Genomic DNA, 13,745 nt, shown 5'->3' on the forward strand with positions numbered 1-13,745 from the left:
CCATGTCTGGCGAGACCGCCATCACGATCGTCGGCAACCTGGTCGATGACCCCGAGCTGCGCTTCACCCCGGCCGGCGCCGCCGTCGCCAAGTTCCGCGTCGCCTCCACGCCGCGCCGCTTCAACAAGACCACCAACGAGTGGGAGGACGGCGACGCCCTGTTCCTCACCTGCTCCGTATGGCGCCAGGCTGCCGAGAACGCCGCCGAGTCCCTCACCCGCGGTACGCGCGTCATCGTCCAGGGCCGTCTCAAGCAGCGCTCCTACGAGGACAAGGAGCAGGTGAAGCGGACGGTCTACGAGATCGACGTCGACGAGGTCGGCCCGACCCTCGCCCGCGCCACCGCCAAGGTCACCAAGAACCCGAGCAGCGGCGGCCAGCAGCAGCGCCCCGCCGAGGACTCGTGGGGCGGGGCCAAGCCCGCCAACGGCCCGCAGCAGGGCGGCGGGTGGGGATCCACGCCGCCCGCCCAGCAGCAGCCCGCCGCGGCCCAGTCCGAGCCCCCGTTCTGATCAAGGAGCACGACATGACACCGCAGGAGATCCAGATGCTCACCGTCGGCATCGTGCTCGGTGGACAGGGCGCGAACGCCGTCCACATGGTCCTCGGCTACCGGGACGAGCGGCGCAGCGATGCGGCCGCCGCCCGCCGCCGACGCATCAACGCCGCCGACGCCTTCCACAGCAGCTTCCGCACGTACCGGATCCAGCACCGGAGTCTGGCGTGAGCGCCAGCTGCGGCCTGTGCGAGCGAGACCTGCCCGACGGCTACCTGTGCCCCGGCGACACGCTCGCCCTCGCCGACCGGCTGGAGCGGCTACCCAAGGTCTACGCCGCGCTCGGCGCGTTCCTCACCCCGGCCGTCAGTCAGGGCGGGGAGCGCGTCTCCAGCGGGCACACGGCGCCCGCCCTGCCCGTCGACGAGGCGGCCCTCGATCTCCGGTACGGCGGCATAGCCCTCGTCCTCGAGTCGTGGCGGGCCGACGTTCAGTCGGTCCGCGGCTGGGGCCAGCCCGCCGTCGAGGGCAGCGTCGAGCAGCGGGTACGCGTCGCCGCCCGCAGCCTGTCCATGAACCTGGAGTGGATCGCCGCCAGCTACCCGGCCGCCGGGGACCTGGCGCGCGAGATCCGCGAGATGGAAGGCGCCGCCCTCTCGATCGTCGGCGCCCTGCCGGACCGGGGCCGGCGCATCGGGCAGTGCGTGGCCATCGACCCGGCCGGGGTGATCTGCGGTGCCGTCCTGCGGCACCATCCGGGCGAGACCAAGCTCGTCTGCCCGTGGTGCACCTGCGTGTACGGGGCCCAGGACTTCCTGATGCTCAAATCACTTCAGCCCGAGGAGGCGTTCTGATGGCGTCCTACGTGACGTGCCGCGTTCTGTCCGGGCGCGGCGTGCAGTGCACGGCCGAGGCGGTCGACCCCGGCGCCGAGCTGAAGATCTGCGCTCGACATCTGGCGGAGGCTCAGCGACTGATCCACGACGCGTTCCAGCGCGCCGGCAGGCGTGAAGCGTGACTGCCGCGCCGAGTGTAGAAGAGGGGGTTGCATATAACCCCCCGTGCGCTATCCTCGGAGAGGTGGAAACACCCTCATGGAGGGACCGCATCCGCGTGGAGGACGAGCTGCTGACACAGCTCGAAGGCCAGGCAGAAGCGTCCCGCAAGAGACGAGCCGAAGCCCTGAAGCAAGGGGCGGAGGAGCTCGGCAGCGTCTACGCCGTGGCGAAACAGCTGCAGCTCAGCTGGACCGCCGTAGCAAAGGCGATCAAGAAGTACACAACCCAATAGGACGAGGGCCGGACAGCAGCTCTCGACGGTGCTGACACACCGGCGAGGCGCGCGCGCCGCCCGACCCTCTACCGAACTACCTGACCTAACCAGGAGTCGGCATGACCGATCTTTCCATGCCCGTACCCGCGGGCAACACCGCCCTCATCGCAGACGAGCCCAGCGACCTCGCCGTCGCAGTGACCGTCGCCCGCCGCATGCTCGGCGCCTACAGCACCGTCGACCACGGCGACACGGAAGCCGTCGCTTACGCGCACCGCGCCGTCACCGAGTCGCTCCGCATCCTCCTGCGCGCCCTCGACAGGACCGCCGAGCGTCAGAAGTACGAGGCCGTCTGCCGGTCCGTCGACGCGCAGTTCCCCGTCGTCGCAGCGTTCCTCGCCGCCGACCGCGCCGAGCGGGGTGAGGGGCAGTGAACGCCGAGCCCCGCACCGTCACCGTCAAGCTCCTCGTGACCAAGACGCTCGAAGTCGACGAACCCACCTGGTGCACCGACCCTCACGAGCGCGCCCAGTTCAAGCCCGACATCACCCACAACGGGCCCGAGATCGCCGCCCGCATCGAGACCGGAATCGGCACCGCCGAATACCTCAGGGCATGGCTCACCCAGGCGCCCTACGGCATCCTCGCCCCCGAGCCGCAGCCCCTGATCGCCGTCGACCTCGGCGGATACATCGCCAGCCTCGACCCCGACACGCTGCGCAACCTCACCGCCGCCACCCGCCTCCACCTCGCCGAGCTCGACGCGCTCGCCGACAGGGCCGAGCACCTGCGCGGAGGTGGCCAGTGAAACGCCTGCGCCGTGCTGCGGCCCGCCTGTTCCGCCGCCCCAGCCCACAGACCGCCCGGCCTGTCGCCCCTCTGTGGGTCCGCGGCCTCACCGCCGGCGGCCGCCCCGTCGTCCTCGGCGTCGCCCTCCTCATGTGCGCCCCCGGCGAGTACCACCTCGCCCGCAACGCCGGATGGGACGACCCGTTCACCTACGGCATGCCGGTCGTCCTGTCCGCCTACGCGGGCATCGCCGCGGCCGTCGCCTCCACGCGCCGCAGTGGAGACCGGGGCCGCTGGTCCGCCATCGTCGGGGCCTGCCTCGCCCTCGGCCTCGCCATGGCCGCACAGATCGTCAGTCACCTGATCGGCACCGGGCACGTCGTCGCCGACCAGCCGCTGCTGATCGCGGTCACCAGCCTCGTCCCGCCCGCCGTCGTCGGCCACCTGCTGCACCTCGCGGCCAGCCCGCCGGACGCACACCAGGACGCCCCGGACACTCAGGACGCGCCCGCGTCCCCTGCCGTCCTGAGCGTCCCGCCCACCCCCGAGGTGGTCCCGTCCGACGCCCGTCCGCTGCCCCTCGTCGCCCGCCCCAGGTCCACCGTGATTCTCGAACGCGAGGACGCCGAGGACGCCGACGACGGGCCGCCGCCCGAGCCGCCCCTCATGACGTCCGCTCAGGTCGCCGAGTGGTTCGACATCGACCCGTCCACCGTCCGCTCCTGGGTGCACGTAGGACGCCTCACCGTCCACACGAAGGACGCCCGAGGACGCAATCTCTTCCACCCGGACGCCCTGCCCGAGCGACAAGGAGTGCTCGCATGATGCGTCTCGTCTTCGGAGCGCTCCTCGGGCTCCTCGTTGCGTTCCCGCCGCTCCTCGGCCTCGTCCTCACGGCCGTGCTGCACCCCGTCGTCCTCGCCGTCCTGACCGGCGTCCTCGTCTGGCCGCGCCTCGCCCGGACCCTGCGGGGGTGGGCCGCATGACCGATGCCCTGACCAAGGCGGAGGCCGCGGCGAGGGAGGCCGCCGTCGACACGGCTGCTGTACAGGTCGCCCTCGCCGCCGTGGAGCTCGCCAAGCTGGCGCAGACCCAGCAGCAGGCGCCCGCCGCAGCGCCGGCCCGGCAGGAGTTCGACGCGACGAAGTGGCTCGTCATTGGTGGCGTCGTCGTCGGCGGGGCGGTCGCTGTGACGGCGCTCGCCATGGCTGCCGCGCTCCTGGCGGTCGCCGTAGCCGTTGGCGGAGTCTGCGCCACCGCCTGCCTGCTCGTCCTGCGCTCCATGTGGAGCGACATCCGCAAGGGCTGACCAGCCCTTCCGCCCTCCGGTGATCACGTTATGGGCTCACCTAAAGCGATCACCGGGGGTGCGGTGGGGCCAGACGGCCCGGCCCACGAGAAGGAGAGACCCATGCCCGCCTCATACACCGGCGCCGAGATGCGCCGCAAAGCCTGGCTCGCTGCCAGGGCCGCCAAGCAGTCCCTCGCAGGAGACCGCGATACCGACACCATCAGCGACCGCATCAAGCGTGAAGTCGAGCGCATCGACGAGCGCGCCGAGGAGCGTGGCAAGGCCGTGGTCGCCGAGCTGGAGCGCCGCCTCAGCGAAGCCCGCAAGGCCGCCGCGAGCTCCAAGGTCACCATGCGCACCAGCAGCGGCAAGGAGCGCGCCGCCGCCCGTCGACAAATGAACGACCACGAGCAGGCCGCCCGCCGCATCGACCGCGAGCTCCGCCGCTACCGATAGCCGCGCCCCGGGGACGGCGTCCAACGACCAAGCCGACCGCCGTCCCCGGGCGTCCCACACCTCTCCGAGAGGCAGGACCAGAACAGCATGACCGAGAACGTGATCCAGCTCCACAAGACCGCCCCACAGGTCGCCCCGGACGCCGACCGCTTCACCGAGGACGCCAAGGACACCCTCACCGAGACGGTCATCGACGTCGTTCAGGACGCCGAGCCGATCCCCGTCGACCCGCCCGAGCAAGCCACGCCGGACGGCACATGGATCGCCGAGCGGCAGGCCTACCTGGCAGACGCCCCGCCCGTCGTCCCGCCCGCCCTCCGACGCTGGGACGCCTTCAAGGAAACCGTCCGCTGGACCGCGTCCTACTACGGGCACATCGCCGCCTTCCACAGCCTGAGGGCGCCCGTCTACCTCGGTCGACTCCTCCTGCGCGCGCCGCGCGGCACCGGCCGGCTCATCGTCCGCTGGGGCCGCTGGGTCGCCGACACCGAAGCCCGGCCCGTCGAGGCCAAGGCCGCCGCGTCCGCCGACATCGAGGCCTGGCTCGCCCTGTCCCGCGAGCACTCCCGCCGGGTGCGACCGCGCCGCATCGCATCCCTCGCCGTGGCCACGGCCACCGGCATCACCACGCTCGTCAGCTGCTTCCTCGTGCCCGGCTGGACCCTCGGCGCCTACGTCGGCGCCGCGGCCCTGGCCGGCCTCAACGGCAAGAAGGGCGACAAGCCCCTGATCACCCGCTACGTCGCCACCAACATCCTGCGCCGCCTCGACTCCAACGAGGTCTTCGAGGCGCTCGCCGCCATCGGCATCGAGGGCAAGAAGGGCCGCAAGGGCGTCGAGTTCGCCGCCGAGGTCATGCGCGACGGCCCGGGCTGGCGCGCCGAGGTCGACCTGCCCCCGGGCATCGAGGCCACCGCCGTCCTGGAGAAGCGCTCCGCACTCGCCGCCGCCATGCGTCGCCCGATCAGCACCGTGTGGCCCGAGGGCGACCGCACCGCGCACCCGGGCCGCCTCGTCCTGTGGGTCGCCCAGCGCGACCCCGCTAAGGCTGGGCGCAAGCTGTGGCCGCTCATGAAGGACGGCCAGGCCGACGTGTACGAGCCCCTGCCCTACGGCTTCGACCCGCGCGGCAACCTCGTCGAGATCACCCTCATGTACTCCAACCTCCTGGTTGGAGGCATCCCCGGCTCAGGTAAGACCTCGTGCGCACTCGCCATCGTCCTCGGCGTCGCCCTCGACCCCACCGCCGAACTGTGGATCTATGAACTCAAGGGCTCCGGTGACCTCGACTCCGTCAAGCCGATCTGCCACCGCTACGTGTCCGGCGACGAAGACGAGGACCTCGAGGCCGGCCTCGCCGGGATGCGGTCCGGGATCGCCGAGTACCAGCGCCGCGCCAAGTTCATCAAGTCCCTGCCCGCGTCCGAGGTGCCCGACGGCCGCCGCGTCACCCGCGCCCTCTCCGAGAAGTACCCCGAGCAGCAGCTCGGCCCGCGCGTCATCGTCATCGACGAGGTCCAGGAGCTGTTCACTCACCCCGAGTACAAGGAAGAAGCCGCCGCCCTGGCCACCCGCCTGATCAAGAAGGGCCGCGCCTACGGCATCATCCTCATCCTGCTCACCCAGAACCCCGACGCCCCGTCCCTGCCCACATCCGTCTCCAGCTCGGTCGGCACACGCCTGTGCCTCGCCGTCATGGACTGGCGCGCCAACAACAACGTCCTCGGCACCAGCGCCTACGAGCGCGGCCTGCGCGCCACCGACATCAGCATCGACGAGCAGGGCACCGGCATCCTCGCCCGCGGCCGCGAAGGCCTCACCGTGCGCGCCGCGTTCATCAAGCAGACCGAAGCTGAGGACATCGGCAAGCGCGCCCTAGCGCTCCGCACCGCGGCCGGCACCCTCACCGGGCAGGCCGTCGGCGCGCAGGTCGAGGAGCAGGACGTCGAGACGATCCTCGACCACCTGCGGGCCGTCTGGCCGGACGGAATCGAGACCGTGCACTCGCACCGGCTCGTCGAGGCCCTCGCCGCGTACCGGGCCGACCTGTACAAGCAGTGGCTCGACATGGACCCGGCAGGCGCCTCCACGGCGTTCAGCGCGGCCCTCAAGCCCTACAAGGTGAACACCCGGCAGCTCACCATCCGGGAGTGCTGCGGAGGCGCCAAGGGCCTTCGGTACGCCGATCTGCCCGCCGCCGAGGACGGCGAGTAGAGCCCCTCAACCCGGTTTCGGATCAAGGCCGCGGTTTCACCTTGGTCCGAAACCGGTTTCGCCCCCGATATCGACGGTGACCTGCGAAGTTTCGAGTTTCGGGCTCTCGCTCCAGACCCCCGAATCGGCCCCGAACGCAGTGATCCGACAGAGCCCGGGAGCGACACCGCTGCCGCATCATGGAGGAATGGAGTCGCAGATCGTCCGCCCCGGCTACCTCACTGCCCACCAGGTCGCCGCACTGCTCGGCATCACCCTCGGAGGCGTCCGACAGCTCGTCCGCCGAGGCCGGCTCCAGCGGTCCGGCGGCAGCGTCGGACAGCCCTGGTACGCCGTCGACGACGTCACCGCCCTCGACACCAAACGCCGCACCAGCCAGGCCGCTTGACCGCAGGTCAGGGCCGTGTCACGCTTTCGGCGTACAACTGTGCCCTCAACCGGCACCACAGACGCACGCGAAGCCCCGGCCAATCCCCCCGGCCGGGGCTTCGTCGTGTCACAGAACAGCTGCACCACTCCCACGCGAGCACGAGCAACGGCAGACTGAGCCCCTCTCATCAGCACGTACCAGGGGGGTACACATGGGGTTCATCAACAACGCCAAGGCCAACGAGGCAACGAGAGTTGCGGCAGAGGCGTACACCAACGGCCGCCAGGTCCTCGCCTTCAAGATCATTGAAGCCAGCTCCACCTCCCGCTCCACCGGGGTCATGAGCGGGGTCGGCGAGCAGATCGAGGCCATCGAGGCACAGGGCTGGACTCTCGACAGGATGGCCGGCGCCGAGGGCAAGGCGCTGACAGGCGAGCGCGCAGCGATGCTCTGCCTCTTCCGCCGCCGCTGACCAACCCCAACCGGCCCGGCCGCAGCCACCCGCGCGGCCGGGCCGCAGCATGCGGAGGCGCACATGGCCGGCAGGTCCGAGCTCGTCAGCTACGACTACCGCAAGCTGCGCGCCCGCATCCTCGCCGAGTCCGACGTCTGCATCCTGTGCGGCCACGGCAGCGCCGATGCCGTCGACCACATCCACCCCGTGGCCAAGGGTGGAGCCAAGCTCGACCCCGACAACCTCGCACCCATCCATGGCGTGGCCGGCTGCCCCACCTGCCTGCGCAAGTGCAACAGCGAGAAGGGCGCCCGCTCCCTCACCGAAGTGCAGCAACTCATCACCTCGGTCGACTGGTTCGCAGGCCCGTGACCTGCGCCGATGTCCGACGATCAGTGATCATTTTTGGGGAGATCGTTTAGCAACCCCGCGCCCAGCTTTCATTTTTCTCCCCCCGGCCCGATTCCGTCGGAAGATCTTGGAAGGGGGCTTCTGTGCCTCGCCCGCCGAAGCGGCCAACCCCCGTCCCGGAGCCCACAGAGGCGCCGCCTACACCCTCGCCAATCTCCAGCCGATCCGATTCCCGAGGGTCTGTGGAGACCGCCGTGCGCGACGACGTCGAGCAGCTCGGCGACCTGGTCGGCGTCGAGCCGTCACTGTCCGAGATGGCGTACACCCTGGCCCGCGAGATTGACGCCGGCGGCGGGGAGGAGGGCCGCCAACTGCCCCAGTTGAACCGCGAGCTCCGGCAGACGCTCGCCCAGCTGCTGGAGGGGCGGGCCGCTGACGATGACGACGACCTCGGAGACCTGGCGTCCCCCGACTGACTTCGCCGAGGACCTGCGCGAGCGGTACGGGCTGGAGTGCCCGCCGCGCTGGGGTACGCCGCGTCACCCGGACCGGCCGTCGCTCGGGCCGAAGCTGTGGAAGGTCATGGCCAAGCTCGGGGCCCCGCCGATGCCGTGGCAGAAGTACGTCAGTGACGTGGCCCTGGAGATCGATCCGGCGACCGGCCGGTTCGCGCACCGCGAGGTCGGCATCAGCGTCTCCCGACAGCAGGGCAAGACGGAGCTGTGCCTCGGGGCGCAAGTCCACCGGGCGATGGCCTGGCAGCGGCAGAACATCGTCTACGCGGCGCAGACCCGCGGCATGGCCCGCCAGCGCTGGGAAGACGAGTTCTGGGAGAAGATCTCCGGCTCCGACCTCCACAAGCGTGCCCGGATCCGCAAGAGCAACGGCAACGAGGCGATCCTGTGGCCCGCGACGCGCTCGAAGATGGGCATCACCGCGAACACAGAGAAGGCCGGCCACGGCCCGCCGCTCGATCTCGGGTTCATCGACGAGGCGTTCGCGCACGAGGACGACCGCTTGGAGCAGGCGTTCAGCCCGGCGATGCTGACCCGGGCCATGGCTCAGCTGTGGTGGGCATCGGCCGGCGGCACGACCAAGTCGGCGTGGCTGAACAAGAAGCGCGAGATGGGCCGCGAGCTAATCGAGGCCTTGTTCGCCGCGCTGGCCGAGGACGCGGCCGCGGTCCGGCCCCGGGCGGCGTACTTCGAGTGGTACGCCCCCGAGGACATGCCGCGTGACGACCCGGCGACCTGGTACGCGACGCTGCCCGCGCTCGGGCACACGGTCACCGTGGACGTCATCCAAGCCGAGCTGCAGAAGATGGACCCGGCCGAGTTCGACCGGGCCTACCTGAACCGGACACGGAAACCGACGCCGCCGACCGACCCGAACGTGCCGAAGGGCAAGTGGCCTGGCCTGGCTGATGCGAAGAGCCGGCCGACTCGGGACGTGGCGTTCTCCATCGACGTCTCGCAGGACCGGGCGCACGCGTCCATCGCGGCTGCTTCGCTGCGGCCGGACGGCAAGGTGCACGTAGAGGTCGTGGCGCGCAGGCCTGGTACGGACTGGGTGGTGCCTGCCATGGCGAAGCTGCACAAGCTGTGGAATCCGGTGGCCGTCGCGGTCGCCTCGTCCGGGGCGCCGGCCGGTTCGCTCATCGACGACCTGGTGGCCGCGGGCATCAACGTGCCCAAGGACAAGGCCAAGCCGGAGCGCGGCGACCTGGCCGTCATGCGTAACGGGGACATCGTCGAGGCGTGCGGGCAGATGGCCGACGCCATGAACCAGGGCACGGCCCGGCACATCGACCAGGTCCCGCTCACCGCCGCGGTGAATGGGGCTCGGACGCGGCGCAACGGCGACGCCTGGACGCTGGACCGCACCAGTTCGCTTACCGAGATCAGCGCGTTGTGCGCGGTCACCTTCGCGCGCTGGGCGCTGCTTATCCGCGGCCCGATGGTCACGGACACCTACGACGTACTCGACTCGGTTCTGTAAGGGAGGTGACCGTATGAGCCGCATGTGGGCCACGCTGGCGGCGCCGTTCAAGCGTTTTGGCGTAGCAACGAAACGGGCCATCACCTCGCTGCCCTGGGGGTCCGGCGGGCCGACGAGTCCCGCGTACAGCGAGCAGCGGGCGCTGTCCCTCATCCCGGTGTTCGCGTCGGTGCGAATCCTGGCCTCATCAGTCGCGTCGCTGCCCGTGCAGCTGTACCGGCGCAACGGCCTGAACCGCGAGCAGGTGTCGTACATCCCGCAGCTGCTCTTCAAGCCCGCCGTGGTCGACGACCTGTACCAATGGCTACAGAAGTGCATGATCTCGCTGGCCCTGCGCGGGAACGCCTACGGGCTGATCACGCAGCGGGACCCGCTCGGCTTCCCCACCATGATCGAGTGGCTGAACCCGGACGACGTGTGGGTCGACGAGCTGCACCCCACAGCCCCGGTCTACTACTGGCAGGGCCGCGAGGTCCCCGCCACCGACGTCGTCCACATCCCGTGGTTCGTCCTGCCGGGCAAGGTCGTCGGCCTGTCGCCGATGGCCGCGTTCGCGCAGACGATCGGCCACGGCCTCAAGGCCACCGAGTACGGCCTGTCGTGGTTCGACAACGGCGGCACCCCGCCGGCCACGATGAAGAACTCACAGAAAACGATCACGCCGCAGGAGTCCGAGGAGATCTCCAACCGGCTGTCCGCGTCGATGCGTTCACGCAAGCCGCTGGTGTTCGGCTCGGACTGGGACTTCACCGCGCTGCAGGTGAGCCCGGAAGAGTCGCAGTTCGTCGAGACGATGCGGCTCAACGCCTCGCAGATCGCCGCGATCTACGGCGTCCCGCCCACCAAGGTCGGCGGGGACTCGGGCGGCTCGATGACCTACGCGAACGTGGAACAGGAGGGCATCGACTTCGTCACCTTCACCCTGCGCCCCTGGCTCGTCCTCCTCGAGGGCCGCCTGTCGCAGCTGATGCCCGGCCGTGAGGCCGTGAAGTTCAACGTCGATGCGCTGCTGCGCACCTCGCTCCTGGACCGCTACAACGCGCACGGCCTGGCGCTCGGTCAGGGCTGGCGTAACCGCGACGAGATCCGCGCCCTCGAGGAACTCCCACCCCTGCCAGACGGCCAGGGGCAGACCTACGGCCCGCAGCCCGCGGCCATCCCACCAGCCCCGGAGGCTTAGATGAGTGACGCCGAGCGCCGGTTCACGCCGGGCCTGGTCGAGGTCCGCGCGGACGGCGACCAGACGAGCAGGATCGGCGGGTACGCCGCCAAGTTCAACAAGCTATCCCGCAACCTGGGCGGCTTCGTCGAGCGGATCGACCCGTCGTTCTTCTCCAAGAGCGAGGGCGACGGCTGGCCGGAGGTCATGGCCCGCTACAACCACGACGACAACCGGCTGCTCGGCACCACCGAGGGCGGCACGCTGCGCCTGGCCGTGGACGGCACCGGCCTCGACTACCAGGTCGACGTGCCCAACTCCCGGGCGGACGTCCTCGAGCTGGTGCAGCGCGGCGACGTCACGCGCAGCTCGTTCGCGTTCTACACGTTCGAGGACGACTGGGCGATGACCGAGGATGGGTTCCCGATGCGGACCCTGCTCTCTGGCCGCCTGGTCGACGTCGCCCCGGTGAACACCCCCGCCTACCTCGACACGTCGACCGGGCTGCGCTCGCTCGCCGAGAAGGCCGGCGCCGACCTCGCCGAGGTCAGGGCCGCAGCCGAGGGCGGCGACCTGAAGCGATTCCTTGGGGCACCGGCCCCCACGATCATTCCGACCAGCGGGCAGGGCGACACCCACCCGCTCGTGTCGGTACGGCAGCGGCGCGCCGAGCTCATGAAGCGCCGCACCTTCTGAGGCAGGGCGAACCCCACCTCGACACACCATCCACCAGACACCCCCGGCGAGGCCGAGCGGGTGTCTTCGTCATGCCCAGGAGGGCAGATGTCCGACTTCATCAAGAGGCTGCAGGAGCGCCGCCTCAACGTGTGGGAGCAGACCAAGGGCCTGCTCGACGCGGCCGAGGGCGAGAAGCGTGAGCTGACGGCCGACGAGGAGCAGACCTACCAGCGGCTGAACGCCGACCTCGACAAGATCGACGAGCGGGTCAAGGAGTTCCAGGAGGGCGAGCAGCGCTCCAAGGACGCCGAGGCCGCGTTCGCCGACCTGCTCGCCAAGCCCGCCAGCGGGCAGCGCGACGAGGCAGCACAGAACGAGGCCGCCAAGGTCCGCGCGTGGCTGACTGGCCAGTCCGGAGCCCGGTCCTACGACGTCCGCCCGGACAGCCCGATGCCGCTGGACGCCCGCACCCTGTCCAAGCTCACCGCTGGCGCCGGCAGCAACACCGTCCCGATCTCGTTCTACAACCAGCTCGTCCAGCACCTGACCGAGAACTCCGGCGTGCTCTCCACCGGGCCGACCGTACTGCGGACCGGGACCGGCGAGCAGATCCAGATCCCGAAGACCACGGCGCACTCCGCGAACGCAGGCATCGTCGCCGAGGCCGGACCGCTCACCGCCAACGAGCCGGTGTTCGGTCAGGTCAGCCTGGACGCCTACAAGTACGGGTTCCTGCTGCAGGTCAGCCACGAGCTCGCCAACGACACCGCGGTCGACCTGCTCGGCTACCTCGCCACACAGGCGGGCCGCGCCCTCGGTAACGGCTTCGGTGCCCACCTCGTCACCGGCACCGGCTCGTCCCAGCCCAACGGCGTCCTCACGGCGTCGACCATGGGAGTGACGGGTGGCGCGGGCGCCGCGCCGACGAGCGACAACCTGATCGACATGTACCACTCGGTCATCGCCCCGTACCGCTCAGGGAACTCGGTTGCCTGGCTGATGCGGGACGCCACGGTCGCAGCGGTCCGCAAGATCAAGGACACGACGAACCAGTACGTGTGGCAGCCGGGTCTCACGGCTGGCGTGCCGGACACGATCCTCGGCAAGCCGCTGTACACCGACCCGAACATGCCCGCGGTCGGGGCTGCAGCGAAGTCCGTCCTGTTCGGCGACTTCTCCACGTACTTCGTGCGGCAGGTCGAGGCGATCCGCTTCGAGCGCTCGGACGACTACGCCTTCAACACCGACCTGATCACCTACCGGGCGATCCTGCGCGGTGACGGCGACCAGGTCGACACCACCGGCGCCATCAAGCACTACGTGAGCGCCTGACGGCCTGACCTCACCGGGCGGGGCCCTGCGCGGCCCCGCCCTCTCAACCCCGAGAGGAGGACCGATGAAGGTCCGCATGAAGGTGCAGATCTCCGGCACCCGCGATGGCCAGGAGTGGCCGGCCAAGGGCGGCGAGGTAGAGCTGCCCGACGACGAGGGCGCGCAGCTGTGTGCATCCGGTCTGGCTGAGCCGCTGACCAACGGCGACGAGCCCGAGACCGCAACCGCCCCGGAAGCGGAGAAGCGTCCCGCTCGCGGCGGCCGTAAGGGCGTCATCACCAAGGAGTAGGCCGTGGCCAACGAGTACGCCGACCGGGCCACGCTGAAACTGGCCCTTGACATCGAGGCGGACGACACCACCGAGGACAGCCTGCTGGACAAGGCCCTGTCGGCGGCGTCCCGCAGTATCGATACGTCGTGCGGGCGCCGGTTCTGGCTGGACACGAACCCGGTGGCGCGCTCGTTCCGCCTGTCCGGGCGCACTGTCCTGGACGACTCCGGCGTCCTGGTCCTCCTCGACGACATGGGCGCCGCCCCCACCCTTGTCGAGACCGGCTCGAACGGCGCCTGGACCGCAGTCACGGACTACGAGACCGGGCCCGACAACGCCCTCCTCGACGGGCGGCCGATCACCTCGCTAGGCCGCTCCAGCTCCTGGGGCAGCGCGACCGGGCGCGTGCGCGTCACTGCCCGGTGGGGCTGGCCGCAGGTCCCCGACGAGATTGGGCAGGCCGCCCTCCTACAGGCCTCGCGGCTCTTCAAGCGCAAGGGCTCCCCGGAGGGCGTCACCGGCTCCGCGGAATGGGGCGTGGTGCGCCTCTCGCGCCGCGACCCAGACGTGTGGGCGCTCATCGAGCACTTCGTCCGGCCCGGCTTCGGATAGGG

At 70.5% G+C, this 13,745-nt stretch carries 22 protein-coding genes; all 22 read left to right on the forward strand.

Annotated elements, in window-relative coordinates; translation table 11 throughout:
• Positions 1-2: 2 nt before the first annotated feature.
• On the forward strand, positions 3-512 hold the full coding sequence (locus tag ACWFR4_RS29055; protein WP_453655283.1) for a single-stranded DNA-binding protein: 510 nt from the start codon (positions 3-5) through the stop codon (positions 510-512).
• Positions 513-526: 14 nt separating this feature from the next.
• The gene (locus ACWFR4_RS29060; RefSeq protein WP_453655285.1) at positions 527-727 is read left to right on the forward strand and encodes a hypothetical protein; all 201 of its coding nucleotides are present in this window, start codon (positions 527-529) and stop codon (positions 725-727) included.
• Positions 724-1,350 (forward strand): hypothetical protein, encoded by a 627-nt coding sequence (locus ACWFR4_RS29065; RefSeq protein ID WP_453655287.1) that lies wholly within the window; start codon positions 724-726, stop codon positions 1,348-1,350. The genes ACWFR4_RS29060 and ACWFR4_RS29065 overlap by 4 nt, the downstream gene beginning before the upstream one ends.
• Positions 1,350-1,514 carry a hypothetical protein gene (locus tag ACWFR4_RS29070; protein WP_453655289.1) on the forward strand — a complete coding sequence of 55 codons (165 nt, stop codon included), beginning with the start codon at positions 1,350-1,352 and terminating at the stop codon, positions 1,512-1,514. The genes ACWFR4_RS29065 and ACWFR4_RS29070 overlap by 1 nt, the downstream gene beginning before the upstream one ends.
• A gap of 62 nt (positions 1,515-1,576) precedes the next feature.
• The gene (locus tag ACWFR4_RS29075; RefSeq protein WP_453655291.1) at positions 1,577-1,786 is read left to right on the forward strand and encodes a hypothetical protein; all 210 of its coding nucleotides are present in this window, start codon (positions 1,577-1,579) and stop codon (positions 1,784-1,786) included.
• Between the two features lie 101 nt (positions 1,787-1,887).
• Entirely contained in the window at positions 1,888-2,202 is a 315-nt protein-coding gene (locus ACWFR4_RS29080) for a hypothetical protein (RefSeq protein WP_453655293.1), read from the forward strand.
• The gene (locus ACWFR4_RS29085; protein ID WP_453655295.1) at positions 2,199-2,576 is read left to right on the forward strand and encodes a DUF6907 domain-containing protein; all 378 of its coding nucleotides are present in this window, start codon (positions 2,199-2,201) and stop codon (positions 2,574-2,576) included. The genes ACWFR4_RS29080 and ACWFR4_RS29085 overlap by 4 nt, the downstream gene beginning before the upstream one ends.
• Complete coding sequence (locus ACWFR4_RS29090; protein ID WP_453655297.1) at positions 2,573-3,382, forward strand: helix-turn-helix domain-containing protein; 810 nt, start codon at positions 2,573-2,575, stop codon at positions 3,380-3,382. The genes ACWFR4_RS29085 and ACWFR4_RS29090 overlap by 4 nt, the downstream gene beginning before the upstream one ends.
• A complete protein-coding gene (locus ACWFR4_RS29095) occupies positions 3,379-3,543 on the forward strand; it encodes a hypothetical protein (RefSeq protein WP_453655299.1) in 165 nt (54 codons plus the stop codon). Before ACWFR4_RS29090 ends, ACWFR4_RS29095 begins: the two co-directional genes overlap by 4 nt.
• On the forward strand, positions 3,540-3,866 hold the full coding sequence (locus ACWFR4_RS29100; protein WP_453655301.1) for a hypothetical protein: 327 nt from the start codon (positions 3,540-3,542) through the stop codon (positions 3,864-3,866). The genes ACWFR4_RS29095 and ACWFR4_RS29100 overlap by 4 nt, the downstream gene beginning before the upstream one ends.
• 102 nt (positions 3,867-3,968) lie before the next feature.
• Positions 3,969-4,304, forward strand: coding sequence for a hypothetical protein (locus ACWFR4_RS29105; RefSeq protein WP_453655303.1), 336 nt, complete (start codon positions 3,969-3,971; stop codon positions 4,302-4,304).
• 87 nt (positions 4,305-4,391) lie between these two features.
• Positions 4,392-6,518, forward strand: coding sequence for an FtsK/SpoIIIE domain-containing protein (locus ACWFR4_RS29110; RefSeq protein WP_453655305.1), 2,127 nt, complete (start codon positions 4,392-4,394; stop codon positions 6,516-6,518).
• A 187-nt stretch (positions 6,519-6,705) separates the two neighbouring features.
• Positions 6,706-6,906: a hypothetical protein gene (locus tag ACWFR4_RS29115; protein ID WP_453655307.1), complete on the forward strand. Its 201-nt coding sequence runs from the start codon at positions 6,706-6,708 to the stop codon at positions 6,904-6,906.
• A 193-nt stretch (positions 6,907-7,099) separates the two neighbouring features.
• On the forward strand, positions 7,100-7,360 hold the full coding sequence (locus ACWFR4_RS29120) for a hypothetical protein (protein ID WP_453655309.1): 261 nt from the start codon (positions 7,100-7,102) through the stop codon (positions 7,358-7,360).
• Positions 7,361-7,423: 63 nt separating this feature from the next.
• Entirely contained in the window at positions 7,424-7,714 is a 291-nt protein-coding gene (locus tag ACWFR4_RS29125) for an HNH endonuclease (RefSeq protein ID WP_453655311.1), read from the forward strand.
• Between the two features lie 233 nt (positions 7,715-7,947).
• Complete coding sequence (locus tag ACWFR4_RS29130) at positions 7,948-8,169, forward strand: hypothetical protein (protein ID WP_453655313.1); 222 nt, start codon at positions 7,948-7,950, stop codon at positions 8,167-8,169.
• Positions 8,132-9,691: a terminase large subunit domain-containing protein gene (locus ACWFR4_RS29135; protein ID WP_453655315.1), complete on the forward strand. Its 1,560-nt coding sequence runs from the start codon at positions 8,132-8,134 to the stop codon at positions 9,689-9,691. Before ACWFR4_RS29130 ends, ACWFR4_RS29135 begins: the two co-directional genes overlap by 38 nt.
• Before the next feature lie 13 nt (positions 9,692-9,704).
• A complete protein-coding gene (locus tag ACWFR4_RS29140; protein ID WP_453655317.1) occupies positions 9,705-10,871 on the forward strand; it encodes a phage portal protein in 1,167 nt (388 codons plus the stop codon).
• Positions 10,872-11,546 carry an HK97 family phage prohead protease gene (locus ACWFR4_RS29145; RefSeq protein WP_453655319.1) on the forward strand — a complete coding sequence of 225 codons (675 nt, stop codon included), beginning with the start codon at positions 10,872-10,874 and terminating at the stop codon, positions 11,544-11,546.
• 87 nt (positions 11,547-11,633) lie between these two features.
• Complete coding sequence (locus ACWFR4_RS29150; RefSeq protein WP_453655321.1) at positions 11,634-12,860, forward strand: phage major capsid protein; 1,227 nt, start codon at positions 11,634-11,636, stop codon at positions 12,858-12,860.
• A 64-nt stretch (positions 12,861-12,924) separates the two neighbouring features.
• Positions 12,925-13,149 (forward strand): hypothetical protein, encoded by a 225-nt coding sequence (locus ACWFR4_RS29155; protein WP_453655323.1) that lies wholly within the window; start codon positions 12,925-12,927, stop codon positions 13,147-13,149.
• Positions 13,150-13,152: 3 nt separating this feature from the next.
• Entirely contained in the window at positions 13,153-13,743 is a 591-nt protein-coding gene (locus tag ACWFR4_RS29160; RefSeq protein WP_453655325.1) for a phage gp6-like head-tail connector protein, read from the forward strand.
• The last annotated feature ends 2 nt before the right edge of the window (positions 13,744-13,745 follow it).

The sequence above is a fragment of the Streptomyces sp. NPDC055140 genome (genome assembly GCF_053607285.1).

Coding starts and splice junctions, on each gene's coding strand:
- ACWFR4_RS29060 (WP_453655285.1), top strand. CDS start 527: ATGACACCGCAGGAGATCCAGATGCTCACCGTCGGCATCGTGCTCGGT.
- ACWFR4_RS29135 (WP_453655315.1), top strand. CDS start 8,132: ATGACGACGACCTCGGAGACCTGGCGTCCCCCGACTGACTTCGCCGAG.
- ACWFR4_RS29095 (WP_453655299.1), top strand. CDS start 3,379: ATGATGCGTCTCGTCTTCGGAGCGCTCCTCGGGCTCCTCGTTGCGTTC.
- ACWFR4_RS29150 (WP_453655321.1), top strand. CDS start 11,634: ATGTCCGACTTCATCAAGAGGCTGCAGGAGCGCCGCCTCAACGTGTGG.
- ACWFR4_RS29105 (WP_453655303.1), top strand. CDS start 3,969: ATGCCCGCCTCATACACCGGCGCCGAGATGCGCCGCAAAGCCTGGCTC.
- ACWFR4_RS29100 (WP_453655301.1), top strand. CDS start 3,540: ATGACCGATGCCCTGACCAAGGCGGAGGCCGCGGCGAGGGAGGCCGCC.
- ACWFR4_RS29080 (WP_453655293.1), top strand. CDS start 1,888: ATGACCGATCTTTCCATGCCCGTACCCGCGGGCAACACCGCCCTCATC.
- ACWFR4_RS29110 (WP_453655305.1), top strand. CDS start 4,392: ATGACCGAGAACGTGATCCAGCTCCACAAGACCGCCCCACAGGTCGCC.
- ACWFR4_RS29145 (WP_453655319.1), top strand. CDS start 10,872: ATGAGTGACGCCGAGCGCCGGTTCACGCCGGGCCTGGTCGAGGTCCGC.
- ACWFR4_RS29070 (WP_453655289.1), top strand. CDS start 1,350: ATGGCGTCCTACGTGACGTGCCGCGTTCTGTCCGGGCGCGGCGTGCAG.
- ACWFR4_RS29155 (WP_453655323.1), top strand. CDS start 12,925: ATGAAGGTCCGCATGAAGGTGCAGATCTCCGGCACCCGCGATGGCCAG.
- ACWFR4_RS29120 (WP_453655309.1), top strand. CDS start 7,100: ATGGGGTTCATCAACAACGCCAAGGCCAACGAGGCAACGAGAGTTGCG.
- ACWFR4_RS29115 (WP_453655307.1), top strand. CDS start 6,706: ATGGAGTCGCAGATCGTCCGCCCCGGCTACCTCACTGCCCACCAGGTC.
- ACWFR4_RS29125 (WP_453655311.1), top strand. CDS start 7,424: ATGGCCGGCAGGTCCGAGCTCGTCAGCTACGACTACCGCAAGCTGCGC.
- ACWFR4_RS29055 (WP_453655283.1), top strand. CDS start 3: ATGTCTGGCGAGACCGCCATCACGATCGTCGGCAACCTGGTCGATGAC.
- ACWFR4_RS29140 (WP_453655317.1), top strand. CDS start 9,705: ATGAGCCGCATGTGGGCCACGCTGGCGGCGCCGTTCAAGCGTTTTGGC.